Below are 25,140 nucleotides of genomic sequence, written 5' to 3'. Positions count from 1 at the left end.
CCTCACGGGTCGAGAACGGGGGTTGTGTGTTGTTTCAGATACCGCACAGTGGACGCGTAACACCTTCGTCAGTAAGCCCTCGGCCTATTAGTACCAGTCACCTACACACATTACTGCGCTTCCAGTTCTGGCCTATCAACCCCATGGTCTGTAGGGGGCCTTAACCCATCGAGTGGGTGAGAAACCTCATCTTGGAACAGGCTTCCCGCTTAGATGCTTTCAGCGGTTATCCCTTCCGAACGTAGCCAACCAGCAGTGCCCTTGGCAGGACAACTGGCACACCAGAGGTTCGTCCGTCCCGGTCCTCTCGTACTAGGGACAGCCTTCCACAAGTTTCTGACGCGCGCGGCGGATAGAGACCGAACTGTCTCACGACGTTCTAAACCCAGCTCGCGTGCCGCTTTAATGGGCGAACAGCCCAACCCTTGGGACCTACTCCAGCCCCAGGATGCGACGAGCCGACATCGAGGTGCCAAACCATCCCGTCGATATGGACTCTTGGGGAAGATCAGCCTGTTATCCCCGGGGTACCTTTTATCCGTTGAGCGACACCGCTTCCACATGCCGGTGCCGGATCACTAGTCCCGACTTTCGTCCCTGCTCGACCCGTCAGTCTCACAGTCAAGCTCCCTTGTGCACTTACACTCAACACCTGATTGCCAACCAGGCTGAGGGAACCTTTGGGCGCCTCCGTTACACTTTAGGAGGCAACCGCCCCAGTTAAACTACCCACCAGGCACTGTCCCTGAACCAGATCATGGCCCGAGGTTAGAAGTCCAATACGACCAGAGTGGTATTTCAACGACGACTCCACGAACACTGGCGTGCCCGCTTCACAGTCTCCCACCTATCCTACACAAACCGTACCGAACACCAATACCAAGCTATAGTGAAGGTCCCGGGGTCTTTTCGTCCTGCCGCGCGTAACGAGCATCTTTACTCGTAATGCAATTTCGCCGAGTCTGTGGTTGAGACAGCAGAGAAGTCGTTACGCCATTCGTGCAGGTCGGAACTTACCCGACAAGGAATTTCGCTACCTTAGGATGGTTATAGTTACCACCGCCGTTTACCGGGGCTTAAATTCTCAGCTTCGCACCCCGAAGGGCGCTAACCGGTCCTCTTAACCTTCCGGCACCGGGCAGGCGTCAGTCCGTATACATCGTCTTACGACTTCGCACGGACCTGTGTTTTTAGTAAACAGTCGCTTCTCTCTGGTCTCTGCGACCACCCCCAGCTCCGAGTGCAAGACTCATCACCAGGCGTGGTCCCCCTTCTCCCGAAGTTACGGGGGCATTTTGCCGAGTTCCTTAACCACAGTTCTCTCGATCGCCTCGGTATTCTCTACCTGACCACCTGTGTCGGTTTGGGGTACGGGCCGTGTACCAACTCACTAGAGGCTTTTCTCGGCAGCATAGGATCACTGAATTCACCTCAATCGGCTACGCATCACCTCTCAGGCACATGCTGTGCGGATTTGCCTACACAACGCCCTACAGGCTTACACCCGGTAATCCACCACCGGGCCCAGCTACCTTCCTGCGTCACCCCATCGCTTGACTACTACCACAGGGGTCCCGCGCAGCCCCCGCCAGCCACCCGAAGGTGGTCTATTGGGATTTGGGCGGTTAGCACCATGGATTCACCATTGGGCGCGGATACACGGGTACGGGAATATCAACCCGTTGTCCATCGACTACGCCTGTCGGCCTCGCCTTAGGTCCCGACTCACCCTGGGCGGATTAACCTGGCCCAGGAACCCTTGGTCATTCGGCGGACGAGTTTCTCACTCGTCTTTCGCTACTCATGCCTGCATTCTCACTCGCGCAGCCTCCACAACTAGGTCACCCCGTCGCTTCCCTGGCTACACGACGCTCCCCTACCCACCCAGACCACTGCCCCAAAAAGGGGAATGTACATGTCTGAGTGCCGCGGCTTCGGCGGTGTACTTGAGCCCCGCTACATTGTCGGCGCAGGATCACTTGACCAGTGAGCTATTACGCACTCTTTCAAGGGTGGCTGCTTCTAAGCCAACCTCCTGGTTGTCTTCGCGACCCCACATCCTTTTCCACTTAGTACACGCTTAGGGGCCTTAGCCGGCGATCTGGGCTGTTTCCCTCTCGACTACGAAGCTTATCCCCCGCAGTCTCACTGCCACGCTCTCACACACCGGCATTCGGAGTTTGGCTGACTTCGGTAAGCTTGTAGGCCCCCTAGGCCATCCAGTAGCTCTACCTCCGGCGTGAAACACGTGACGCTGCACCTAAATGCATTTCGGGGAGAACCAGCTATCACGGAGTTTGATTGGCCTTTCACCCCTACCCACAGCTCATCCCCTCAGTTTTCAACCTAAGTGGGTTCGGGCCTCCACGACGTCTTACCGTCGCTTCACCCTGGCCATGGGTAGATCACTCCGCTTCGGGTCCATGACATGCGACTCAAACGCCCTATTCGGACTCGCTTTCGCTACGGCTACCCCACACGGGTTAACCTCGCCACACACCAATGACTCGCAGGCTCATTCTTCAAAAGGCACGCCATCACCCCACAAAGAGGCTCTGACGGATTGTAAGCGCACGGTTTCAGGTACTATTTCACTCCCCTCCCGGGGTACTTTTCACCTTTCCCTCACGGTACTAGTCCGCTATCGGTCACCAGGTAGTATTCAGGCTTACCGGGTGGTCCCGGCAGATTCACAGCAGATTTCACGGGCCCGCTGCTACTCGGGTATTCACCACATGAGCCGTCGAGTTTTCGCTTACCGGACTCTCACCGTCTACGGTCGGCCGTCCCAGACCACTTCAGCTAACACAACGGTTTCTCACTCATGCTCCTCACGGCAGTGAGAAGAAGATGAACCCCACAACCCCACACGCGCAACGACTGCCGTCTATCACACACGCATGGTTTAGCCTCATCCGCTTTCGCTCGCCACTACTCACGGAATCACTATTGTTTTCTCTTCCTGTGGGTACTGAGATGTTTCACTTCCCCACGTTCCCTCCACACACCCTATATATTCAGATGCGGGTGACACGACATCACTCGTGCCGGGTTTCCCCATTCGGAAATCCTCGGATCTCAGCTCGGTTGACAGCTCCCCGAGGCTTATCGCAGCCTCCTACGTCCTTCATCGGCTCCTGGTGCCAAGGCATCCACCGAACGCTCTTAAACACTTACAAACAAAGATGCTCGCGTCCACTGTGCAGTTCTCAAACAACACACAAAACCAAACCCTGACCAGCACCAGCACCCCAACCCCCGAAAGAGTCGAAGCCGGTATGAACTGAAGATTCAGCCTCGTCGTTATCTTGCCTGGAAAGAACGCCTGTTCTTTCAGGACCCAACAGTGTGTCGACTACATCCCCGAACCCACAGCACACAGGCTGCCGGCCACACCGGGGCGCATGTCAGCGTTCCACCCATGAGCAACCACCGAGAAACATTCGCTCTCGAAATGGCCTCTGCCACAACCCTCTTCGACTCTTCGAAGAGACCATGGAGAAGTGCTCCTTAGAAAGGAGGTGATCCAGCCGCACCTTCCGGTACGGCTACCTTGTTACGACTTCGTCCCAATCGCCGATCCCACCTTCGACGGCTCCCTCCCACAAGGGGTTGGGCCACCGGCTTCGGGTGTTACCGACTTTCATGACGTGACGGGCGGTGTGTACAAGGCCCGGGAACGTATTCACCGCAGCGTTGCTGATCTGCGATTACTAGCGACTCCAACTTCACGGGGTCGAGTTGCAGACCCCGATCCGAACTGAGACCGGCTTTAAGGGATTCGCTCCACCTCACGGTATCGCAGCCCTCTGTACCGGCCATTGTAGCATGTGTGAAGCCCTGGACATAAGGGGCATGATGACTTGACGTCGTCCCCACCTTCCTCCGAGTTGACCCCGGCAGTCTCCTGCGAGTCCCCAACATCACTTGCTGGCAACACAGGACAAGGGTTGCGCTCGTTGCGGGACTTAACCCAACATCTCACGACACGAGCTGACGACAGCCATGCACCACCTGTACACCGACCACAAGGGGGCCTACATCTCTGCAGGTTTCCGGTGTATGTCAAACCCAGGTAAGGTTCTTCGCGTTGCATCGAATTAATCCACATGCTCCGCCGCTTGTGCGGGCCCCCGTCAATTCCTTTGAGTTTTAGCCTTGCGGCCGTACTCCCCAGGCGGGGCGCTTAATGCGTTAGCTACGGCACGGATCCCGTGGAAGGAAACCCACACCTAGCGCCCACCGTTTACGGCGTGGACTACCAGGGTATCTAATCCTGTTCGCTACCCACGCTTTCGCTTCTCAGCGTCAGTTACTGCCCAGAGACCCGCCTTCGCCACCGGTGTTCCTCCTGATATCTGCGCATTTCACCGCTACACCAGGAATTCCAGTCTCCCCTGCAGTACTCAAGCCTGCCCGTATCGACCGCAAGCTTGGGGTTGAGCCCCAAGTTTTCACGATCGACGCGACAAGCCGCCTACAAGCTCTTTACGCCCAGTAATTCCGGACAACGCTCGCACCCTACGTATTACCGCGGCTGCTGGCACGTAGTTGGCCGGTGCTTCTTCTACAGGTACCGTCACTTGCGCTTCGTCCCTGTCGAAAGAGGTTTACAACCCGAAGGCCGTCATCCCTCACGCGGCGTCGCTGCATCAGGCTTCCGCCCATTGTGCAATATTCCCCACTGCTGCCTCCCGTAGGAGTCTGGGCCGTGTCTCAGTCCCAGTGTGGCCGGTCGCCCTCTCAGGCCGGCTACCCGTCGTCGCCTTGGTAGGCCATTACCCCACCAACAAGCTGATAGGCCGCGGGCCCATCCTGCACCGATAAATCTTTCCACCCCCGGTCATGCAACCAGAGGTCATATCCGGTATTAGACCCAGTTTCCCAGGCTTATCCCAGAGTGCAGGGCAGATCACCCACGTGTTACTCACCCGTTCGCCGCTCGTGTACCCCGAAGGGCCTTACCGCTCGACTTGCATGTGTTAAGCACGCCGCCAGCGTTCGTCCTGAGCCAGGATCAAACTCTCCGTTGAAGACTCACAACCACACCCCAAAGGGTGCAATCAGATCTAAACTAGAGTCCGAAAACCTAGCAAAACAATCGCCAGCCGGAAAATAGCTGACTTCAAATGTCCGACCCACCCCACGGGGGTGGAAGCAGGCCGGCAACCAAAAAAATTTGGCACTGACATTCATCGACACACTATTGAGTTCTCAAAGAACACACGCACACCCATCCACACCAGAATCACCCGGTACTTCAGAGAGGCAACTTTTCCAGCCTAACCACAGCCCCTGGCGAAGTCAAGCCGCTCGATCGTGTGATCCCGCTGACGATCAGGCGCTCCCCGTCCTACCTCGTTTCCCGCTACCCCGCCCAGCCTCTCGGCTCGGCGTCTCGGCTCCGGGTCGGTGTCCGTGTCGCTCTGACGTTGAATAAGTTACGCGGCGGGGAACGCGACGTCAAATCCGCACTACACGCATGTGATTCCGCAGGTCAGAGGCTTGGGCCGGGGCCAGAAACGGGCTTGGGCCACACGAATGTGACCCAAGACACCAAGATCAACTTCTCCCGGACCGCAGCACGCCCGCGATATTGCGCTTGCCGCGCCGCACCACCAGCCACTGTCCGTGCAGGTAGTCGCCGTCGCCGGGGGTCCATTCGAGGTCGGAAACCTTCTGGTTGTTCACCGACGCCCCGCCCTCGTTCACCGTGCGGCGGGCCGCGCCGCGGCTCTCGCACAGGCCCGTCTCCACGAGCAGGTCCACGATCGTGGCCGGCGAGCCCGGCCCGACCTCGGCGACCTTGCCGTCCACGGCGGCTTCGCGCAGGGCCGCGCCGAGGGTGGCTTCGTCCAGGTCGCGGAGTTCGCCGCGCCCGAACAGCGCCTGGCTGGCGAGCTGCACCGCGTGGGTGTTCGCTTCGCCGTGGACCAAGGTGGTCATCTCGGCCGCGAGCTTGCGCTGCGCTTCCCGCGCGTGCGGGCGTTCGGCGGTGGCGCGCTCGAGTTCGTCGAGTTCCTCGCGGTCCAGGAAGGTGAACCACCGCAGGTAGCGCACCACGTCGGCGTCGGCGGTGTTCACGAAGTACTGGTACCAGGCGTAGGGACTGGTGAGCTCGGGATCGAGCCAGAGGCTGCCGCCGCCGGTGGACTTGCCGAACTTCTTGCCGTCGGCGGAGGTCACCAGCGGCACCGTGAGCGCGTGCACGGATTCACCGTCGACCCGCCGGTTCAGTTCGACGCCGGCGATGATGTTGCCCCACTGATCGGAGCCGCCGACCTGCAGCCGGCAGCCGTACTCGCGGCGCAGCTGCAGGTAGTCGTTGGCCTGCAACAGCATGTAGCTGAACTCGGTGTAGGAGATGCCGTCGCCGTCCAGCCGCCGCTTCACCGTGTCGCGGGCCAGCATCACGTTCACCGAGAAGTGCTTGCCGATGTCGCGCAGGAAGTCGACCACGCCGAGCGGACCCGTCCAGTCCATGTTGTTCACGATCACCGCGCCGGTGGGCGAATCGTCGATGTCGACGAAGCGCTCCAGCTGCGAACGGATGCGGCCCGCCCATTCGGCGACCGTGTCGGTGGAGTTCATGGTGCGTTCGCCCACGTCGCGGGGGTCACCGATGAGTCCGGTGGCGCCGCCCGCCAGGACGATGGGCCGGTGCCCCGCGCGCTGGAAGCGCTTGAGCGCGAGCAGCGGCACGAGGTGCCCGGCGTGCAGACTGGCCGCAGTGGGGTCGAAGCCCGCGTACAGGGTCAGCGGTCCCTCGGCCGCCGCCGCCCGCAGGGCGTCGAGGTCGGTGGACTGCGCGATGAGTCCGCGCCAGGTCAGTTCATCGATGATGTCGCCGCTCACGTCGGTCCATCTTTCCGCATCCCGCCAAACCCTTTTTCGCAGGCCACCCGCCGCGGGGTGATCGGCAGTCGGATACCGGCGAGTCGGCCCTCCCCCGCGGCCTGAGATTCACCACGGGCATGAAAGGTGGAACTCGAGGCCGGGGGATCACGCGGGTCACCAGACAGAACACCTGAATGACAGCCGGGTGAGCGGGCTGGACAGCGGCCGACCTACGACATGGTCGGGCAAGCGCGCGCACCGCGTGCGCTCGACCGAATGGGGCAGCGCGCAGCGGCCGAGCACACGGACTCGAACGCGACCGGCTAGGACCACAGGGCCGCGCTGGGCGCACATGAGCGCGGGCGATACCCCGAAAGGAACCGCTGAGCAGCGGCCGAGCGAGCGAACGCGACCGGCTACGACGCGGCCGCGCTCGGCGCGCGCGGGCTGCGACGGTAGGCCGACACCGCCGGCGAGGCCGGCAACCAGAATCGCCAGGGCCGGTCGGCCGCCGTGCTGACGCCGACCCGGGGGCCGCTCGCGACGAGCGCCGGGTCGAGGGCACCGTTGAGCTCCAGGCGGATGGGTGCGTGCGGATCGAACAGCGGGGTGCCGTAGTCGTCGAGTGTGATGCCCATGGCGGTGCCGAGATTGCCTGGTCCCCTTGCCAAGTCGGCGTCGGAGCGGGCAGCCGGACGGCGGGCGCGCACCACGTCGAGACCTTCCACCACCTCCCCCGCGCGCAGCAGCACCGCGCTCGCGGTGCCGTCGGGACCGCTGGTGACGTTCAGGCAGGTGTGCATTCCGTAGCTGAGATACACGTAGAGGAATCCGGCCGGGCCGAACATCACGGCGTTGCGTTTGGTGCGACCGCGCCCGGAGTGCGACGCCGGATCGGGCCACGGTCCCGCCGGATCACCGCCGTACGCCTCGACCTCCACGATCCGCAGCGCTACGGGTCCCGCGCGCAAGACCGACCCGAGCAGGCGGCGCGCGGCGGCGGGTGGTTCCACCACGAGTTCCTCGACCGACACGGTGGACATTCTTCCCGAGCGGGTTCCGGACACGGGCGGCGCCCTTGTCCCGCGCGGCCGCACGCGCTAAATTCATCACACAGTGAATTCAACACTCGATGAATTGAGGCGGCCATGTCGCTACCAGGGGATTCCCCGGCGGTCGAGGTCCGGAACCTGACGGTCCGGCGCGGGAGACGCGAAGTACTCACCGATATCTCGCTGACCATCCCGCGCGGTTCGATCACCGGACTGCTCGGGCCGTCCGGATGCGGGAAGACCACGTTCATGCGGGCCGTCGTGGGGACCCAGATCGTGGCGTCCGGCGAGGTCGTCGCGCTCGGTCTGCCCGCGGGCGCGGCCGCGCTGCGCAGGCGGATCGGCTACGTCACGCAGTCGCCGAGCATCTACTCCGACATCAGCGTGCGCGAGAACGTCGCCTACTACGCCGCGCTCTACGGGCGTGACCGGTCCGCCACCGACCGCGCCATCGACGCGGTCGGGCTCCGGGAGCACGCGGGCAATCGCGGCGACGCGCTGTCCGGCGGGCAGAAGACGCGGGTGTCGCTGGCGTGCGCGCTGGTCGCCGAGCCCGAGGTGCTCATTCTGGACGAGCCGACCGTCGGGCTGGACCCGGTGCTGCGGGTCGACCTGTGGAAGCAGTTCCGCGAGCTCGCCGCGGGCGGCACCACACTGCTGGTCTCGAGCCACGTCATGGACGAGGCCGAGCACTGCGACCGGCTGCTGCTGATGCGTGAGGGCCGCCTGCTCGCCCAGCTCAGCCCCGCCGAACTGCGGGCGCGCACCGGCGAGGACAACTTGGAACGCGCGTTCCTCACCTTGATCACGATGGGAGAGGCGGCATGACGACGCTGCGGCCCTACACGGCCACCACCGGACGCATCCTGCGCCAGCTGCGCAACGACCATCGCACCGTCGCCATGATTCTCGTGGTCCCGGCCCTGCTCATGGTGCTGTTGTATTTCATCTACTCGGAGGCGCCGGACTACCCGCACGCCCCGCTGAGCCTGTTCGACCGGGTGGGCATCAGCATGCTCGGCATCCTGCCGTTCATCGTCATGTTCCTCATCACGGCGATCGCCATGCAGCGCGAACGTACCTCGGGCACGTTGGAGCGGCTGCTCACCACCCCGCTGTCCAAGCTGGATCTGCTCGGCGGGTACGGCACGGCGTTCTCGCTGGCCGCGGCGGCGCAGGCGATCGTGGCCTGTCTGGTGTCGTTCGGACTGCTGGGGCTCGAGGCGGCGGGCAGCCCGGTGTGGGTGGTGCTCATCGCGGTGGTCGACGCCATCTGCGGTGTCGCGCTCGGCCTGCTGGCGAGCGCGTTCGCGCGCACCGAATTCCAGGCGGTGCAGTTCATGCCGCTGGTGGTCGCGCCGCAGATCTTCCTGTGCGGCTTGCTCGTTCCCCGCGACGAGCTGCCGGGCTGGTTGCAGCCGGTGAGCGATGTGATGCCGCTCAGCTACGCGGTCGACGCGCTGTACGAGGTGTCGGTGAACAGTGAGCCGACCGGGCGGATGTGGCGCGATATCGCGATCGTTGCGGCGTTCGCGGTGGTCGCGCTGGTGCTGGGAGCGGCAACTCTGCGTCGGAGAACCACATGAAAAGAGTTGGGCAAGTGCGAGTTTCGCCGGACCGCACCCCAGCCGCGCGCGAGCCGCACAGCAGGTGGAACTCGATGTGCGGCCCCCGCGCCGGTGCCCCGCTCGCCCGTACGGTGACGGGCAGAAACGCGGACACCTGCGCCCCTACGTGTCGCATGTCGGCGCTGCGCACCGTGCACCGCAACGGACCGTCGGTGAGATCGGCGTCCGATGGTGGCGGATGACGGCCATGAAGAGGCGGCGAGGAAATCACGTGCGTCGCGCGGGCCGGCGCCCGCCTCGATCAGCGGCGCGGGTGACATCCGCGATCGCGTCCGAGGGACGCGCCCCCGATCAGGACGGTCGGCTCGGGGCCGGCGCCGCGCGGGGCGAGGCCGGAAATCAGCGGTAGGGTCCGGGTGTGAGCGCGGCGGAGCGGAAAGGGCGGTCGGGGCGGCGGCCCGGCCGGTCCGACGCGCGCGAGTCGATTCTCGCGGCGGCGCGGGAACGGTTCTCGGAGACGGGTTTCGACAAGACCTCGATCCGCGCGATCGCCGCGGACGCGGGCGTGGACCCAGCGCTGGTGCACCACTATTTCGGCACCAAGCAGCAGCTGTTCACGGCGGTGGTGGAGCTGCCGTTCGATCCCGAGGCGACGCTGCGGATCATCGACGACGTGCCGATCGACCGGCTCGGCGATACGATCGTGAGTTCCATTGTCGGCGTGTGGGATTCTCCCCTGGGTCCCGGCGTGGTCGCGCTGGTGCGCAGCATCCTGACCGGTGACGAACTCGCGCTGGGGCGCACGTTCGTCCTGGAAGTGATCCTGGAACGGGTGCGCAAGCGGATCGCGACCCCCGACGACGACGGACGCGCCCGCGTCGCGCTGGCGGCCTCGCAGATGATGGGAATCCTGGTGGCGCGCAAGATCATGGGCATCGAGCCGGTGGCGTCGATGCCGTTACCCGAGCTGGCCGCGGCCGTCGGGCCGACGCTGCAGCGCTACCTGACCGGCGACATCACCGGCGAGGCGGCGGTCACTCCGAGCGGCAACCTCCCCGGCGACCCGCCGGTCACTCCCCCGGGTGCTGCGCCGTGAACGCGGTGTGCTCGGCGTCGGTGACGTCGCGCGCCTCGTCGGTGAGCAGCACCGGGATGCCGTTCTCGATCGGGTAGGCGCGGCGCAGGCGCGGGTTGTAGAGCAGCGCGGCGCCCGCGTCGTCGCGGACCAGCAGCAGCGGGCCCTTGTCCTGTGGGCAGGCCAGCAGGTCGAGCAGGGTCGCGTCCAGTGCGGTTTCCTCCGGCATGATCGAGAACCTACCGGAGGCCGGACCCGGCTTCGACGGCCGGGCGACGGCGGAACGAGATGTGCCGGTGCCCGAAGAAACTCGCCACCGCCACCACACCCATCACCACGACCGCCGAGGGGCGCGCGGGCAACCCGAACACCGAGACGGCCAGGTACAGCAGCCCGGTGTTCAGCACCAGCCCGCCGGAGTTGACGGCCACGAACCCGGCGAAATCGCGCAGCACGTGCCCGCGCACTCGGAACACCAGGGTGCGGTGCAGCACGAACGCGGTGGTCACCCCGATCGCGTAGGCCAGCGGCACGGCGACCAGCGGCGTCCAGGAGTGTTCGGGCAGCACCGTCAGCCACAGGATCGCCAGCGCCATCCCGAACACCGTGTTGAACGCGCCGACCAGCGCGAACGCCACCTCCTGGCGGCGGAACAGGCGTACGAGCGGGCCGGGCTGGGCGGACTCGGTGGCGGATTCTCCCGTCGCGGCGAATGTTTGTGCCGCAGCCGACGTCCCGGCCGCGCGAACATCGTCGCCGGTGCGGAGCCGGACGTCCGCACCACCGGCGGTTTCCACGCCGGACCTGCCTGGCTCGTCGTGGCCGGACGGACTGCTCATCACGCCGACGTCCGTGGCAGACGCGGCCCGCGCACGTATCCGTCCCGTGGGCCCGACGACGCGGCGGCGATCCTGTCCGTCATGCGTCCGCCTTCGCCAACTCGCGCTCCGGCGCGGGCGGCGTCTCGTCGTCGCGCCGACGCGTCCGGATGTACATCCACTGGAGCACGCCGAGCCCCGCGACGCCCGCGCCCATGGCGGCCAGGCCGATCTTCCAGCCGGGCGGGCGCCAGGTCAGGACGAGTTCGGCGTCGGTGCCGGGCGGGATGTCCACGGCCACGAACGTTTTGGCGACGGTCGTGATCGGCACGGGTGCGCCGTTCAACGTCGCGCGGTAGCCGGGCCAGCCGAGGCGGGAGAACACCACCTGGCCGCCGCGCTCGGAGGTGACCCGCACGCGGCTGGTGCTGTCGCTCTCCGACAGGGACGTGGCGGTGACATCGTCGGTGTGGGAGATGCGGCCGTTCGTCATCGACACCGGGCCCCCGACGCGTTCGAGCACCGCGATGAACCGCTCGTGGCCCGGGTAGTCCACCCACTTCCAGCCCTCGGGGGCGGGCTGTTCGCGGACGCCGGGGAACAACGCCGTGTGCAGGACGACGCGGTCGATGTTCATCAGATCGACCGGCGGCCTGCCGGTGGCGGGTTCGGGGGCGAACACGCGGCGGTAGGCGTCGGGGCAGACGCTGCTGTCCCAGCGCATGCACAGCATCTCGCCGAAGTAGTAGTAGCCCGTCGGTGTGTAGCCGTTGACGTAGTTCAGCTCGAGGCTCTCGGCGTAGTTGCCGAAGACCAGCGAGCCGTACGCGCCGTCGAGACTGCGGTCGTTCTGGATGAGCCCGCGCTCGGCGAGTTGCAGTGTGGTGCCCGGGAAGTCGGGGAACTTCGCCCTCGCCTCGGCCCGATTCGCGGGCAGCTCCCACGACATCGGCGTGGGCTGGGCGGCCCGTACCTGGAAAAACGCGATCGGAAACATCGCGGCGATGGTCAGCGCGCAGGCCGCCGCGACACCACGCTCGCGCCACAGCCACACCACGCCCGCCCCGAGCGCCGCGACGGCGACCGCCGACACCACGTGCCCGGCGCTGGCGTGCGGATCGGCCGACATCGACCGCACCAGCAACGCCAGGATCAACAGCCCGGCCGCGAGGCCGCGCCGCCGCGTGTCACCGAACGTGCCGAAACGCCCGAGCGACACGCACACCAGCACCAGCAGCGCGATCGCCAGCATCGGCAGCAACCGCACCGGCCAGCGCAGCGGACCGATCGTGCCGGGCCCGGCCGACCACATGAGGATGATCGCGGTGAACACCGCCGCCGAACTCAGCTCCCGCCACGCGGTGCGCGCCCGGCTCCAGTCCACGAACGCCAGCGCCGGGATCAGGAACCACGCGATATAGACCACCGGCATCGGCTGCACGTACCCCCACCAGGAGGTGAACGCGGGCATGGTGCTCGGCAGGCTCGCGTTGAGCGATTCCGACCAGGGCACGGTGAGGAACTGGTCGTTCACGATATCGGAGGTGCCGCGCCAGGTGACGTGCGCCGACAGGATGCTGGGCAGGAAGGTCAGCAGACCGGCCAGGCCCGCGCACACCGCCACCGCGGTCAGCCGCGCCACCGGCAACCACGCGCGACGGTAGATGATCTCGCCGATCGCGACCGCGACCAGCATCAGCGCCGCCTCCACGGCCGGGAAGATGTACTGCGTCGAGATCGTCAGATACAGGAACACGAAGACCGGGATCGGGCCGCCCGCCACGAAAAGCTTCCCGGTGCGCGCACCGCCCCGCACATAGGCCAGCGCCGAGGCCCACGCGTGCACGAACCAGGCGGTGCCGGTGAGCGCGGTCATCCAGCTGGCCTCGTCGAAGAACAGGAAGAACCCCGAGAGCGGGAACGCCACACCGGCGACCGCCGCCCAGGCCGGGCGGCCGCCGTAGGCCAGGCAGATCCGGTACACGCCGAGCGCGGCGATGATCGAGAAGACCAGCTTCACCAGCGTCGCGTAGAGCGCGAGGTTGTCCATCGACGGCGCGAGCAGGTCGATCAGCAGCTGCGGCGGGTTGAACAGGCCCGCGTCGTCCATGGTGTTGTTGCCCGACTGCCACCCCTCGGGCACCATCGCCGGGAACCGTCCCTCGCGCAGCGCGCGGCCGAGCCCCACCCACAGACCCGTGTACTGGGATTCGGTGTCGTCGGTGAAGTAGTGCCGCGGATTCGCCAAGAGCACGGCGAGATACCCGGCGACCACACCGAAAGCCGTGATGACACCCCACCGGTAGACGTCCCGCCGCGCGGGCGTGCGCGCGGCGAGCACTGCACTGTCGCTCACGAGAGCGAGACACTACCGCCCGCCGAGACGCTCGACTTCGACCCCTACGCGCGCATGCTGTGGGGATGCTGGCAGCGATAGCAGCCTGGACGGTTCGTGATACAGTTCACGCCTTCTCGGGTTCCGCCGTTCTCCGGACGGCACAGGCAAGCACCATCTTCGAAAGTCGATCCAGCTGATGCCGATTCACCCAGCACGTCCCCCGCGGTCGGAGTCCGTCGCGCGCACCGATCGGTCCGTCGCGGGGATGGACCGCCCGCACGGCATCTCCGTCGTGGTGCCGGTGTACCGGGGCGAGCACACGATCCGCGGCCTCGTCGCCGAACTGGTGCGGTTCACCGAACCCGCGCGGACGCCGGGCGGGGCGCTGTTCGTGGTCGAGGAGATCATCCTGGTCCACGACCACGGCCCGGATCGCTCCGATGTGGTGATGCAGGAGCTGGCGCGCGAGTACGACGTGGTCCGCCCGCTGTGGCTGAGCCGCAATTTCGGCCAGGACGCGGCAACGATCGCGGGCATGTCGGCGGCGCGCGCCGACTGGATCGTCACCATGGACGAGGACGGTCAGCACGATCCGCGGTTCCTCGCCGCCTTCCTCGACACCGCGCTCGCCGAACGCGCCGACCTGGTGTACTCGCGCCCGACCAACACCCGCCCGCACGGCTTCCTGCGCAACCTCACCTCGCGGGGCGCGAAGGTGGTGCTGGCCACCGTGTTCGCCTTCCCCGATTCGACCCGCTTCGAGTCCTACCGGTTGATCCGCGGCGATATCGGCCGTCAGCTCGCCGATGTGGCGTCGAACGGCGTGTACCTCGATGTCGCGCTGACCTGGGTGGTGGACTCGGTCGCGCAGGCGCCGGTGAAGTTGCGGGCCGAGGGCCGCGAGGAGTCGGGGTACAACTACCGCCGGTTGTTCTCGCTGTTCTGGAAGATGGTGCTGTGCACCGGCACTCGCGGACTGCGGCTGGTCAGCATGCTCGGCGTGACTCTCGCCGCGATCGGCGCGATCATCGCCGGTGTGGTCATCTACTCGGCACTCACCACCGACGATTGGGCGCCGGAGGGCTGGGCTTCGATCATCGTGGTGCTGTTGCTGTGCTCGGGCGCGATCCTTTTCTCGCTCGGACTCATCGCGGAATACCTGGGGGTGGCATTGCACATCCTCGTCGGCAAACCGTTGTACCTGACTGTGGATTCGCCGCGCCCACGCCCGGTGTCGCAGGAGGATCTGACCACTTCCGTCGCCGGGGGGACCGAGAACCGTGACAGATGACCGTGTGCTGTTCAGTCGTCCGTATCGCGCGCGCGACGAACTCGCCAACCTCGAGGCCGTGCTGGCGAGCGACCACAGCCACGGCGACGGCCGGTTCACGGCGGCGGCCACGGCGAAGCTCAAAGCGATCACCGAGGCGCCGCACGCGCTGCTCACCACCTCGTGCACGGCCGCGCTCGAGATGGCGGGGCTGCTGCTGGAGATCGGCCCCGACGACGAGGTGATCGTCCCGAGCTTCACGTTCACCTCCGCGGCCATCTCGATGGCGGTGCGCGGGGCGACGGTGGTGTTCGCGGACATCGACCTCGACACCGGCAATGTGGACTCGGAGTCGGTCGCGCAGGTGCTCACGGACAAGACCAAGGCCGTGGTGGTCATGCACTACGGCGGTGTCGCCGCCGATATGGACGCGCTGCTCGCGCTCGCGGCCCAGCACGGCTTCGCGATCATCGAGGACAACGCGCACGGACTCGGCGGCCGCTGGCGGGGACGGCCGCTCGGCACGCTCGGCACCATGGGCACGCTCAGCTTCCACGACACGAAGAATGTGCACTGCGGCGAGGGCGGCGCGCTGCTGCTCACCGACGAGATCCTGATGGCGCGCGCGGAGATCATCCGGGAGAAGGGCACCGACCGCGCCCGTTTCCTGCGCGGCGCGGTGGACAAATATTCCTGGCAGGACATCGGTTCGAGCTATCTGCCGAGCGAACTCAACGCCGCCGTCCTGGACGCGCAGCTCACCGAGTTCGCCGCCATCCAGTCCGGCAGGCACCGGGTGTGGGAGGCCTACGCGGCCGGACTGGCCGACTGGGCGGCCCGCAACGACGTGCGGCTCATGACGATCCTCGACGGCGCCGAGCACACCGCGCACCTGTTCTACCTGCGCACGCCCACCGAATCCCGCCGCGACGACCTCATCGCGCACCTGCGCGAGCGCGGGGTGTCGGCGCCGTTCCACTACGTGCCGCTGGACTCCAGCCCGGCCGGGTTGAAACTGGGCCGCACGCCGTATCCGTGCGTGCGCAGCGCTGAGTTCTCCGCCACCGTCGTGCGGCTCCCCCTGTGGCCGGCTCTGCGCGACGACCAGGTCGCCCGGGTGGTCGAGGCGGTCACCGCGTTCACGGTGTAGGGGTCAGGGCTCGAGCACGTACAGGCGCTCGCGCCCGCCCGCGATGGGTTCGTCACGCACGACGTGGCCGGCGTAGCCCGCGAAGAACTCGGCCAGGGTCGATTCGGTGAAGCGACGGGTCTGCGGGCCGTCGCCGGCGTCGGTGAAGCGACGGCCGAGGGCGGCGACGACGCGGTTGCGGCTGGTGGCCATGTTGCGGACCGGTTCGGCGACGATCACCCGGTCCCGCGCGGCGGCCAGCATCCGATCGACTACGGGCGCCGCGTCGGGCAGGAAGTGATACAGGCTCGCCTGCATGACCACGACATCGGCGGCGGGCAGCGGCCGATCCTCGTGCACGTTCCACAGCAGCCCGCGCCCGCCCGCACGGTTCACGTTCGCGACGAACCGCTCGTTGAGATCCAGCCCGGTGTAGTTCACCGACCGCGCGCGCAGATAGCGCGTGTACAAGGTTGCCGGGCCGGAACATACGTCGACCACCTCGGCGCCGCCCGGCACCAAAGCGGCGATCGCACCGTACCGGTCGGCGTAATGCCGGCCGTAGAGCCCGCGCATCAACAGCTCGTACACGGCGCGGTTGCGATAAACGAGGCTCGTGCTCACCCGTCTGACCCTTGGCTCGTCGGACACCGGGCGCGGAGGACGCCCGCGTCCAACCTAGGCCGCGTTCCGGCAGCGCGCGAATCCGCCGGACCGGCAACACGATCCGGCCCGGCGCGCGGCGCGTCAGGCGCCGAGCAGCGTGCGCGCGTGCTCGTCGGTCAGCACCTCGTAGGCGTCGGTCTCGCGGTTGTACCACCAGGTGTCCGGTCCGGGGCCGGGCCGCCCCGCCGCCTGCACCGCCCGCGTCGACGGCCGGTAGGTGGCGCTGCGCGGGATCTCGTCCACCACGTACACCAGGTCGGGGCGCTGGTCGGGGTCCAGCGCCCGCAGGCCTTCGGTCACGTCGTTGGGCTCCAGCCGGAATCCGTCGCGCACCGACACCGCCGCGACCGCGATCTGGTGATCGTTCACGGTGAGGCCGTAGGCGACCTCGAGATCGACGGCGGTGATGTCGTTGAGCGCGTCCACGATCGGCTGGGTGAACACCGCGCCGCGCGGCGTCACGATGACGGTGTCCTTGCGGCTCACCAGCCAGTAGTCGCCGTCGGAGTCGCGGCGGAACAGATTCTCCGTCGGCATCCACGCGTCATTGGGGGCGAACACCCCGCGCATGCCGCCCGCCGAGATGTCGACGCCCTCGGAGGCCTTGCCGATCAGCAAGCCCACCTCGTTGTCGGCGCAGCGGCGCGCGAACCCGGAGTCGTCGGTGCGGATGCGCCGCGCGATCGGGTCGTAGGAGACCAGCTCCACGCGCGCCGTCCCCGGCACCGGCCTGCCCTTGCTGCCCGCCTTCGTGCCGGGCACGTTCGCCAGCACCACATCGCCCTCGATCGAGGCGTAGAACTCGAGCACGCGCGCCGGTTCGAACTGGTCCATCGTGCGCCGCCACAGGCCGGCGGGCATGCCGGAGCCGATGAACAGCCGGATCGGGTGGCGGTGCCCGGCGGGGAACACCTCGGCGTCGAGGATGTCGCGCAGCATCGTCCAGGTGTAGGTCACCACGGTCACTCCATAGCGGTGCACCTCCTCGGCGAACCGCGCCGGGTCCAGCGAGCGCGCCAGCGCGATCCGGCTCCCGCCCGCGACCGCGCCGCCGAGGCTCACCAGCAGGCCCGACGAATGGTGCAGCGGCGCAAGGCAATACACGGTGTCGCGGCGGTCCAGATCGGCCGCCGAGGCGGTGCCGAACGCCGAGAGCGCCCACCGGTGGTTGGTGATGTACTTGGTCTCCAGGCGGTCTCCCGTGCCGGTGACCAGCACGAACGCCAGCTCCCGCGCCTTGCCCGGATTCGGGCGGTACCACGCGGGCAACCGCACCTGTGCGGGATCGATCTGCTCGAGGTCGATCACGTCGCCGCCGACCGGCATGTCCAGGCCCCGCGCGTCACCGCCGCCGAGCACCAGCACCCGCGCGCCGGTGGCCGCCGCGTGGCGCAGGTTCTCCGGATCGGTGATGACGGTCTCGGCGCCGGTGAGCTCGATCGCCTTGGTCAGCTCGCTGCCCGGCGCGAGCAGCACGCCCACGGCGCCCAGCCGCGAGAGCGCCGCCACCGTCACCAGCGCGCTCGGCCGGGTCTCCATGACGACGCCGACCCGCGTCGCGGGCCGGATTCCCACCGAGATGAGCCCGCGCACCACGTTGTCGATGCGCACGTTCACCGCCGCGTTGGTGTGCACGCGGTCGTCGAACAGGAAGCATTCGCGCAGCGGCGCCCGCTTGGACTGTTCGGCCAGCAGCTTGCCCAGCGAGATGCGGGTGTTCGGCTGGATCATGCCCAGGCGGGCCAACCGGGGCAGCGCCCGCGCCGCCTCACCCGCGAGTTCCACCGACCCCTTCACGGTGTTGCTGGCGATGCCTTCCAGCGCCTTGCCGACGCCCGCGCCCGCCTCGGCGAGCGTCGCTGCGGTGTGCACCACGCGGGTGGCGGCCGTGCGCGGGCGTTTGCCGGGCACATGCTCGCTCATCCGCACGATCTCCTCCGGCAGCGGCTTCTCGCCGACCATCCAGTCCACCCACTGCCGCACGATCGGCCAGGTGTGGTTCGTCGCCATGCTGCCCGCGACCAGCCCGAAGTGGCCCGCCACCAGGCTCGCCTCGTAGACCTCGGCGTTCGGCGCGGCGCGCACGATGCCGCGCACGGCGGCGGGCTGGCCGATGTCGTCGACCTCGCCGACGAACGCCAGGATCGGGCATTTCAATTCCGCCAGCGAGACCGGCTGGTCGCGAATCACGAAGCCGCCCAGCATCATCCGGTTGTGCGCCACGAACTGCTTGAGCAGATCGGCGGCCGCGGGGCCGGCGTAGGCGACCCAGCCGTCGCTGTTGAGGAAGCGGCGCTGCCGCTCCTTGGGCAGCAGCGCCTCGCGGTCGTGCAACTGGCGCAGGAAGTCGATGCGGGACTTCGCGGTCTTCACCGGGTCCAGCATCTGGAAGCCGACGCGGACCATCGAGTCGGTGATCGGCAGGCGGGTCACCACGTGGTCGGCGAGGAAGTCGGCGACATCGGACACCAGGCCGTAGGGCAGGCCGAACGGCATTCCCGCCACGATGTCGACGGGGCTGCCGAAGGTGACGATGCTGGCGACGCCCTTGCCGTAGCGATAGGCGGTGGTCTGGTAGGCGAACATGCCGCCCTGCGAGTAGCCCATCAGGTGCACGTCGGATCCGGTGGCCTCGATCACGGTGTCGAGCGCGCTGTTCACCGCGAGCACGTGGTCGGCGAGGTCGCGCTGCCAGCCGCCCTCCTCGCTGGCCGGGGAGCCGAAATCGACCACCCAGCAATCGATCCCGCCCGCGTGCAGGATGCCGACCGCGCCGCCGTCGGCGTTGACGTCCCAGATGTCGGCGTTCACCATCAGCGGTGGCACCAGCACCGCGACCGGACGGCCGGGCGTGGCGTCGTCGGGGAAGTAGTGGCGCAGCCGATACATGCGGCGCCGCTCCACCACCTCGTAGGGCGACGATTCGACGTCATGGGTCAGCCCGCCGAAACGGATCACTTCCAGGCCGTTCTGGGCGGTCGCCATCAACCGCTGTACCGACCCCACCAAGTCTTTGCCCAAATTCACGATCGCTCCTGGCCCTACCCTGCATTGTGACACGCACCACATTGCCCCGACGCGTTGCGATGAGCTTTCCACATCGCCTGTCAATTATGTGACGGCTGTGATGGGATGCATGCTGCGGTGTTGCCGATCACCGGGTGCATGACGTTCACATACCTGCTCTCGAAGGGTGCCGAACTCACACTCAGGGCGCCGCGGAGGGGCCGGTCCACAGCCGCGATCAGGAAGGTCGCCGCATCGTAGCCGCGCCGCACCGAGTGTGTTCTCCGCCGCGCCACCGTGCGCGGCACCCGGCCGCCGATATGGTGGGGAGGTGACCGAGACCCTCACCGCGCCGCTGACCGATCGCGAGGCTCTGCCCGTCGAGCTGGTCGACGCGGCGGGGCGCGCGGTCGGCGCGTGCCCGGTGGCCGAGGCGCACCGAGCTCCCGGCCTGCTGCATCGCGCGTTCTCGGTGTTGCTGTTCGACGACGAAGGCCGGGTGCTGCTCCAGCAGCGGGCGGCGGTGAAGACGCGATTTCCGTTGCTGTGGGCCAACACCTGCTGCGGGCATCCCGCGCCCGGTGAGCCGGTCGACGTGGCGGCCGGCGTGCGGCTCGACGAAGAGCTCGGACTGGCCACCGCCCTCACCGAGGTGGGCGTGTTCCGGTACCAGGCGACCGATCCCGCGACCGGGCGGGTGGAGCACGAGTGGGATCACGTGCTGGTCGGGATGCTGAACGGGGAACGGCCGAGGCTCGATCCCGCCGAGGTGGCGACGGTCGCCTGGGTTGCGCCGGATCAGCTGCGGGCGCGGATGGAGTCGGTTCCCGGGGACTACACGCCGTGGTTGGGCGACGTGTTGCGGATCGCGTTGGTCGGGCGGGCGGTTCAGTAGGCCGGTCGCGCCGAGGATCGGTCGGGCGACGACACCGAGCGATCATTCGAGCGTCGCCCTCCCCTGCGGGCCGATCACCTTTGGTCTCGTCGTCTTGCCGACGATTCGGCGTTTCCGCCGTCTGCGTTGTTTTGGAACGGAGCTGGTGTTGATCAGGTCGACCCCCAGAGCTGGCATATTACATGCGTTGATGCGTATATCTATGTATCAGAATCTCTCTCGATGCTTGGGGAAATCACAGGATCGGCACAGCCTCTCACCAGGGGCGCCACCGAAGCTGGAAGGCGTACGGAATCCGGGGGCGATTGCGAGGTGCGTCATGGTGGATATCGAAGTCACGGGAACGACGGTGACGGTCCGGGTGCGCGGTGGACACAAACTGCTGGCGCTGCGCGACGAACTCACCTTCGACCTGCGTGACATCACCGCCGTCGTCCCCGCCGAAGTGGATCTGCGCCCGCCGTGGGTTCGCGCTCCCGGCACCTTCTTCCCCGGCGTGATCGCCGCGGGCACCTTCCGCGGCAAGGGCCGAAAAGAGTTCTGGGACACCCGCTTCGACGGCTCCGGCATCCGCATCGAACTCTCCGGCACCGAATTCACCCGCCTGGTGGTGGATGTGCCCGAGCCCGACACCACCCTGCACCTCCTCCGCCGAGCGGTCGCCGCCTGACCGGAATCAGTTGGGGCGCGACAGTTCGCACCGGCCGATCCGGGCCGACTCTGTTGGCCAGGCACTCGACACGACACCGCCCACGGACTCACCTCTTCGAGTCCGTGGGCGTCGTCGTTGCGAGCACGCCACTCCCCTCCCCCGGGCTGCCATCCTGAGAAAACCCGTTTCGCCCACGTAACCCATCCAGCCGCAAAGGCACTGCCGCTCTCAGTCGGCGAACCTCGGTTGTCCCCGAACCCGATCCCGGAATCGCAGGCCGCATACCGCACAACCCTGGTCGGACCGCCACCGAACCCACAGGCACGGGCGATCCGGTACGACCCGCCGGACGGCACGACGACCTGTGAGGGAGTGCGGACGCTCGGCTGATCGGCGTGTCCGGATGACCGGTGTGCCCAGCCGAGCGGTGTGTCCCGCCGAGTGATGTGCCCGGCTGAGCAGCGTGCCCGGCCAATCAGCGCCTCGACGCGGTCACCCGGACAACACACCCGCCGCGTACGCTCCCAGCGCGACCGCACCCAATCCCGCCACCACCGACGCGCTCACGTTCAGCACGGCGTACCGGTACGCGCGCACCTCCATGAGGCGGATCGTCTCGTAGCCGAAGGTGCTGTAGGTGGTGAGTGCGCCGCAGAACCCGGTGCCCAGCACCGCCGTCCACGTGTGGGAGAGCGCGGCACCGGCGACGGCGCCCATCACGAAGCACCCGACCACGTTGACCACCATTGTCCCCCAAGGGAATAGGCCGCTGTGCCGCGCTTGTACGGCCCGGTCGGTGAGGTAGCGCAGGGGCGCGCCGACCATCGCGCCGAGCAACACCGCCAGGACGGTCATGCCACCCTCCTCCGGAGCAGGGCCCGCCGGTGGGCGAATCGCGTCAGCGCGACAGCGCTCGCTGTGGCGGGGAGCGCGCACAGCAAGGTCGCCGCCAGATACAGCATCCCCAGCGGAAGGTGGCCGGATTCGATCAGCACGCGAATGTCCGCGGCATAGGCCGAGAACGTGGTGAACCCGCCGAGCACGCCGACGCCGAGGAACGGCCGCACCAGCGGGTGTGCCATCCGGACTTCGGTGATGACGATCATCAGCACGCCGATGAGGAAGCAGCCCACCACATTCACGGTGAACGTGGACCACGGGAACCCGCCCACCCCGGTCGGCCACCAGGTCGCCAACCCGAACCGCGCCAGCGAGCCGAGCCCAGCGCCCACCGCCACCACGGCGAGCACCGCGCCGTGCGTGCGGAGGAGTTCCCGCCGTTGCGCGGGTTCGTGAAGGTCGACATCGGGATCGATCGGACCGGTCATACACGTCTCCTACTCCACATACCGCGAGGTCATGGTGTAGGGACCGTTGGCGGCGACGGCGCCGCGGTTGTTCCGGACCGGTGTCCGAAGCGGCGAGCCCCACCGCCGCATACGCGACACCATACCGGCCCGGCACGCGACACCGGCAGAACCCGTGTGCGGGATCACGGCGTGGAGGGCGGCCGGGCGCAACCTACCCGACCAGTCCGGCTCACCTATCCGGTGCCGAAATCCCGCAGCAACCCCACATACTCCTTCGGCGGCGGCGACGCGAACTCCCCGCGCCCGCTCTTGCGCAACCCCTGCGCCACCAAGGACTGCACGGTGAGCGTCGCCGCCGCGACCCCGTCGACCACCGGGACGCCGATCTCCTCGCGCAGGTGCGCGCACAGATCCGCCATGCCGGCGCAGCCGAGCACGACGGCGTCGGAGCCGTCGGTCTCGACGGCGGTGCGGCAGGCTTCGGTGATGATCTTGCGGGCGTCGGGGTCGGTGTGCAGCGACAGGACCGGCAGTTCGCAGGCGTGCACGCCGAGGCAGAACCGCCGCATCCCGTACCGGTCGGCCAGGTCGGCGGCGCGGCCCGCGGTACGTCCGAGGGTGGTGACGACGCTGAAGCCGCGCCCCAGATGGGCGGCGGTGCGCATGGCCGCTTCCGCGATCCCGACCACGGGACCGGCCGCCAATTCCCTGGCCGCGTCCAATCCCGGGTCGCCGAAACACGCCAGCACGTATCCGTCGACGCCGTCGGCCTCCCCGCGCCGGATGGCGTCGAGCACGCCGGGCACGCTCAGCGCCTCGTCGTAGTGGCTCTCGATGGAGGGCGGGCCCATCGTGGCGGTCACCGCGTCGAGCCGGGTGCCGGGGCCCGCGACGGCCCCGGCACACCGCTCGATCAGGTCGGTCATCGCCCGCGTGGTGTTCGGGTTGACGACCCGGATGCGCATCAGGCGACCGCCTCCTTCGCGGCCGTGCGGCGGGTGGCGATCAGGTAGTAGGCGACGAATCCGACGCCGCAGCCGATGAACCAGCTGTACTGCGCCGTGGTCGCCATGCCCGGCAGCTTGTTGGCCAGCACCGGGATCACCGCCAGCGCCGCGCCCAGCGCCGTCGCGGCGATCGCGGCCGGGTTGTATCCCTTGGTGTACCAGTAGGTTCCGGTCGGCGACATGGTGAACAGGTCGTCGACGTGCACGCGCTGCTTCTTGATCAGGTAGTAGTCGGCGATGAGCACACCGAACAGCGGGCCGATGAACGCGCCGAGTACCTCGAGGGTGTAGTGGATGACGTCGGGGTTGTTGTAGAGGTTCCACGGTGTGATGAGCACCGAGCCCACCGCCGCGATCATGCCGCCGGCGCGCCAGCTGATGCGCTGCGGGCTCACGTTGGAGAAGTCGAACGCCGGCGAGATGAAGTTGGCGACGATATTGATGCCGATGGTGGCGATGGCGAATGTCAACGCGCCCAACACGATCGCGAACGTGTTGTCGATGCGCGCCACCGTCTCCACCGGATCGGTGATCAGTTCGCCGTAGACCGGCAGTGTCAGCGAGGCGGTCACCACCACCAGCACCGAGAACAGCAGGAAGTTGATCGGCAGGCCGAGGAAGTTGCCGCGCTTCACCGCCGCGAAAGTCCGTCCGTAGCGGGAGAAGTCGCCGAAGTTCAGCATCGGACCGGAGAAGTACGACACCACCAGCGCGATCGCGCCGAGCATCACCGGCACCGAGGACCAGCCCGTGTGCTCCACCGCGCCGAGGCTGAGATCGATGGCGCCCCAACCGGCCTGGGAGATCAGGTATCCGCACAGGATGAACATCACGACATACACCGCGGGGCCGCAGAAGTCGATGAACTTGCGGATCGACTCCATCCCACGCCAGAACACGCACGCCTGGAGCACCCACAGGATCATGAAGCTGCCCCAGCCGAGCAGCGACAGCCCGAGGAATCCGTAGTCCTCGACCACGGCGTAGGGCGCGAGTCCCGGAAACAGTTTCACCAGAACCACATCCAGCGCGGCCGAGGCGAGGAATGTCTGAATTCCGTACCAGGCCACCGCGATCAATCCGCGGATGATCGCGGGAATGTTCGCGCCGAGCACACCGAACGCGCTGCGGCAGATCACCGGGTACGGCACACCCGTCACCTGACTCGGCTTGGCGACCAGATTGCAGAAGAAATAGACGATCGTGATGCCGATCAGCAGCGCGGCCAGCACCTGCCAGCTGGCCAGGCCGAGGGCGAACAGGCTGCCCGCCGTGACATAGCCGCCGACGCTGTGCACATCGGACATCCAGAACGCGAAGATGTTGTAGGAGCCCCATTTCTGGGTGCGCAGTGGCGCGAGATCCGCATTCGTCAGCCGCGGATCGTAGTCGGCCTCCGCCGTGGTCGCCGGTGCGGCGGGCGGGGTGATCGTGTCGGTCATGGTGTTTCCCATCCGAGGTGAAACGTGGAACGCATCGACGGTAGGAAGCACCCATTGCCCGGTAATTGCGCGATC

18 protein-coding genes and 2 rRNA genes are annotated in these 25,140 nt (G+C 67.0%); 7 read left to right on the top strand and 13 right to left on the bottom strand.

The genetic code is table 11. The features are described 5' to 3' along the window. Nucleotides 1-67 precede the first annotated feature (67 nt). From OHB21_RS25975 to OHB21_RS25960, 4 genes are all read right to left on the bottom strand, one after another. A 23S ribosomal RNA gene (locus OHB21_RS25975) occupies nucleotides 68-3,179 on the bottom strand. Nucleotides 3,180-3,514: 335 nt separating this feature from the next. Continuing rightward, nucleotides 3,515-5,033, bottom strand: a 16S ribosomal RNA gene (locus OHB21_RS25970). The 16S and 23S rRNA genes sit together here, the layout of an rRNA operon. A 529-nt stretch (nucleotides 5,034-5,562) precedes the next feature. Continuing rightward, a complete protein-coding gene (gene tyrS / locus OHB21_RS25965; protein ID WP_067506462.1) occupies nucleotides 5,563-6,855 on the bottom strand; it encodes a tyrosine--tRNA ligase in 1,293 nt (430 codons plus the stop codon). Between the two features lie 398 nt (nucleotides 6,856-7,253). Further along, entirely contained in the window at nucleotides 7,254-7,880 is a 627-nt protein-coding gene (locus OHB21_RS25960) for a DNA-3-methyladenine glycosylase (RefSeq protein ID WP_084537445.1), read from the bottom strand. Nucleotides 7,881-7,985: 105 nt separating this feature from the next. Between OHB21_RS25960 and OHB21_RS25955 the strand changes: the two genes are divergently transcribed. From OHB21_RS25955 to OHB21_RS25945, 3 genes are all read left to right on the top strand, one after another. Beyond that, on the top strand, nucleotides 7,986-8,717 hold the full coding sequence (locus tag OHB21_RS25955; RefSeq protein ID WP_067506465.1) for an ABC transporter ATP-binding protein: 732 nt from the start codon (nucleotides 7,986-7,988) through the stop codon (nucleotides 8,715-8,717). After that, nucleotides 8,714-9,475, top strand: a complete 762-nt coding sequence (locus OHB21_RS25950) for an ABC transporter permease (protein WP_195125894.1) — start codon at nucleotides 8,714-8,716, stop codon at nucleotides 9,473-9,475. The genes OHB21_RS25955 and OHB21_RS25950 overlap by 4 nt, the downstream gene beginning before the upstream one ends. A 400-nt stretch (nucleotides 9,476-9,875) precedes the next feature. Further along, entirely contained in the window at nucleotides 9,876-10,553 is a 678-nt protein-coding gene (locus OHB21_RS25945; protein WP_067506472.1) for a TetR/AcrR family transcriptional regulator, read from the top strand. Here the strand turns inward: OHB21_RS25945 and OHB21_RS25940 are convergent. The 3 genes from OHB21_RS25940 to OHB21_RS25930 all read right to left on the bottom strand — a co-directional run bounded on the left by OHB21_RS25940 (nucleotide 10,528) and on the right by OHB21_RS25930 (nucleotide 13,706). Beyond that, the gene (locus OHB21_RS25940; protein WP_067506478.1) at nucleotides 10,528-10,761 is read right to left on the bottom strand and encodes a Trm112 family protein; all 234 of its coding nucleotides are present in this window, start codon (nucleotides 10,759-10,761) and stop codon (nucleotides 10,528-10,530) included. The genes OHB21_RS25945 and OHB21_RS25940 overlap by 26 nt on opposite strands. Nucleotides 10,762-10,771: 10 nt before the next feature. Then, nucleotides 10,772-11,371, bottom strand: coding sequence for a GtrA family protein (locus OHB21_RS25935; protein ID WP_195125893.1), 600 nt, complete (start codon nucleotides 11,369-11,371; stop codon nucleotides 10,772-10,774). Nucleotides 11,372-11,450: 79 nt separating this feature from the next. Continuing rightward, nucleotides 11,451-13,706, bottom strand: coding sequence for a glycosyltransferase family protein (locus tag OHB21_RS25930; RefSeq protein WP_324192151.1), 2,256 nt, complete (start codon nucleotides 13,704-13,706; stop codon nucleotides 11,451-11,453). 247 nt (nucleotides 13,707-13,953) lie between these two features. Here OHB21_RS25930 and OHB21_RS25925 point away from each other — a divergent pair, with 247 nt between their 5' ends. Continuing rightward, a complete protein-coding gene (locus tag OHB21_RS25925) occupies nucleotides 13,954-14,979 on the top strand; it encodes a glycosyltransferase (RefSeq protein WP_228791455.1) in 1,026 nt (341 codons plus the stop codon). Beyond that, the gene (gene rffA, locus OHB21_RS25920) at nucleotides 14,969-16,108 is read left to right on the top strand and encodes a dTDP-4-amino-4,6-dideoxygalactose transaminase (RefSeq protein ID WP_195125891.1); all 1,140 of its coding nucleotides are present in this window, start codon (nucleotides 14,969-14,971) and stop codon (nucleotides 16,106-16,108) included. Before OHB21_RS25925 ends, rffA begins: the two co-directional genes overlap by 11 nt. Nucleotides 16,109-16,111: 3 nt before the next feature. On the opposite strand, the gene OHB21_RS25915 is transcribed toward rffA, so the two are convergent. Together OHB21_RS25915 and OHB21_RS25910 are read right to left on the bottom strand one after the other, a co-directional pair. Continuing rightward, nucleotides 16,112-16,711, bottom strand: coding sequence for a methyltransferase domain-containing protein (locus tag OHB21_RS25915; RefSeq protein WP_195125890.1), 600 nt, complete (start codon nucleotides 16,709-16,711; stop codon nucleotides 16,112-16,114). Between the two features lie 123 nt (nucleotides 16,712-16,834). Continuing rightward, entirely contained in the window at nucleotides 16,835-19,822 is a 2,988-nt protein-coding gene (locus OHB21_RS25910; protein ID WP_067506494.1) for an acyl-CoA synthetase, read from the bottom strand. Nucleotides 19,823-20,090: 268 nt separating this feature from the next. On the opposite strand from OHB21_RS25910, the gene idi reads away from it, so the two are divergent. Together idi and OHB21_RS25900 are read left to right on the top strand one after the other, a co-directional pair. After that, a complete protein-coding gene (gene idi, locus OHB21_RS25905; protein WP_067506498.1) occupies nucleotides 20,091-20,654 on the top strand; it encodes an isopentenyl-diphosphate Delta-isomerase in 564 nt (187 codons plus the stop codon). Nucleotides 20,655-20,973: 319 nt separating this feature from the next. Then, the gene (locus OHB21_RS25900; protein ID WP_067506501.1) at nucleotides 20,974-21,324 is read left to right on the top strand and encodes a hypothetical protein; all 351 of its coding nucleotides are present in this window, start codon (nucleotides 20,974-20,976) and stop codon (nucleotides 21,322-21,324) included. A 474-nt stretch (nucleotides 21,325-21,798) separates the two neighbouring features. Here the strand turns inward: OHB21_RS25900 and crcB are convergent, their stop codons facing one another. The 4 genes from crcB to OHB21_RS25880 all read right to left on the bottom strand — a co-directional run bounded on the left by crcB (nucleotide 21,799) and on the right by OHB21_RS25880 (nucleotide 25,065). Next, nucleotides 21,799-22,161 (bottom strand): fluoride efflux transporter CrcB, encoded by a 363-nt coding sequence (gene crcB, locus OHB21_RS25895; protein ID WP_067506504.1) that lies wholly within the window; start codon nucleotides 22,159-22,161, stop codon nucleotides 21,799-21,801. Further along, complete coding sequence (locus tag OHB21_RS25890; protein ID WP_067506508.1) at nucleotides 22,158-22,634, bottom strand: fluoride efflux transporter FluC; 477 nt, start codon at nucleotides 22,632-22,634, stop codon at nucleotides 22,158-22,160. The genes crcB and OHB21_RS25890 overlap by 4 nt, the downstream gene beginning before the upstream one ends. A 215-nt stretch (nucleotides 22,635-22,849) precedes the next feature. Further along, entirely contained in the window at nucleotides 22,850-23,581 is a 732-nt protein-coding gene (locus OHB21_RS25885; RefSeq protein ID WP_067506513.1) for an aspartate/glutamate racemase family protein, read from the bottom strand. Continuing rightward, nucleotides 23,581-25,065 carry an NCS1 family nucleobase:cation symporter-1 gene (locus OHB21_RS25880; RefSeq protein WP_195125889.1) on the bottom strand — a complete coding sequence of 495 codons (1,485 nt, stop codon included), beginning with the start codon at nucleotides 25,063-25,065 and terminating at the stop codon, nucleotides 23,581-23,583. The genes OHB21_RS25885 and OHB21_RS25880 overlap by 1 nt, the downstream gene beginning before the upstream one ends. Nucleotides 25,066-25,140 lie beyond the last annotated feature (75 nt).

It is taken from the genome of Nocardia puris (assembly GCF_036051655.1).
GTDB lineage: Bacteria > Actinomycetota > Actinomycetes > Mycobacteriales > Mycobacteriaceae > Nocardia > Nocardia puris.
Note: the sequence above shows the minus strand (reverse complement) of the source record. Positions and strands in the feature narration are given on the sequence as shown.

What these genes read in the sequence shown, in the direction of transcription:
- OHB21_RS25960 (WP_084537445.1), bottom strand. Translation starts at nt 7,880, where the DNA reads ATGTCCACCGTGTCGGTCGAGGAACTCGTGGTGGAACCACCCGCCGCC.
- OHB21_RS25955 (WP_067506465.1), top strand. Translation starts at nt 7,986, where the DNA reads ATGTCGCTACCAGGGGATTCCCCGGCGGTCGAGGTCCGGAACCTGACG.
- OHB21_RS25950 (WP_195125894.1), top strand. Translation starts at nt 8,714, where the DNA reads ATGACGACGCTGCGGCCCTACACGGCCACCACCGGACGCATCCTGCGC.
- OHB21_RS25940 (WP_067506478.1), bottom strand. Translation starts at nt 10,761, where the DNA reads ATGCCGGAGGAAACCGCACTGGACGCGACCCTGCTCGACCTGCTGGCC.
- OHB21_RS25935 (WP_195125893.1), bottom strand. Translation starts at nt 11,371, where the DNA reads ATGAGCAGTCCGTCCGGCCACGACGAGCCAGGCAGGTCCGGCGTGGAA.
- OHB21_RS25925 (WP_228791455.1), top strand. Translation starts at nt 13,954, where the DNA reads ATGGACCGCCCGCACGGCATCTCCGTCGTGGTGCCGGTGTACCGGGGC.
- OHB21_RS25910 (WP_067506494.1), bottom strand. Translation starts at nt 19,822, where the DNA reads ATGTGGTGCGTGTCACAATGCAGGGTAGGGCCAGGAGCGATCGTGAAT.
- OHB21_RS25900 (WP_067506501.1), top strand. Translation starts at nt 20,974, where the DNA reads ATGGTGGATATCGAAGTCACGGGAACGACGGTGACGGTCCGGGTGCGC.
- crcB (WP_067506504.1), bottom strand. Translation starts at nt 22,161, where the DNA reads ATGACCGTCCTGGCGGTGTTGCTCGGCGCGATGGTCGGCGCGCCCCTG.
- OHB21_RS25890 (WP_067506508.1), bottom strand. Translation starts at nt 22,634, where the DNA reads ATGACCGGTCCGATCGATCCCGATGTCGACCTTCACGAACCCGCGCAA.
- OHB21_RS25885 (WP_067506513.1), bottom strand. Translation starts at nt 23,581, where the DNA reads ATGCGCATCCGGGTCGTCAACCCGAACACCACGCGGGCGATGACCGAC.
- OHB21_RS25880 (WP_195125889.1), bottom strand. Translation starts at nt 25,065, where the DNA reads ATGACCGACACGATCACCCCGCCCGCCGCACCGGCGACCACGGCGGAG.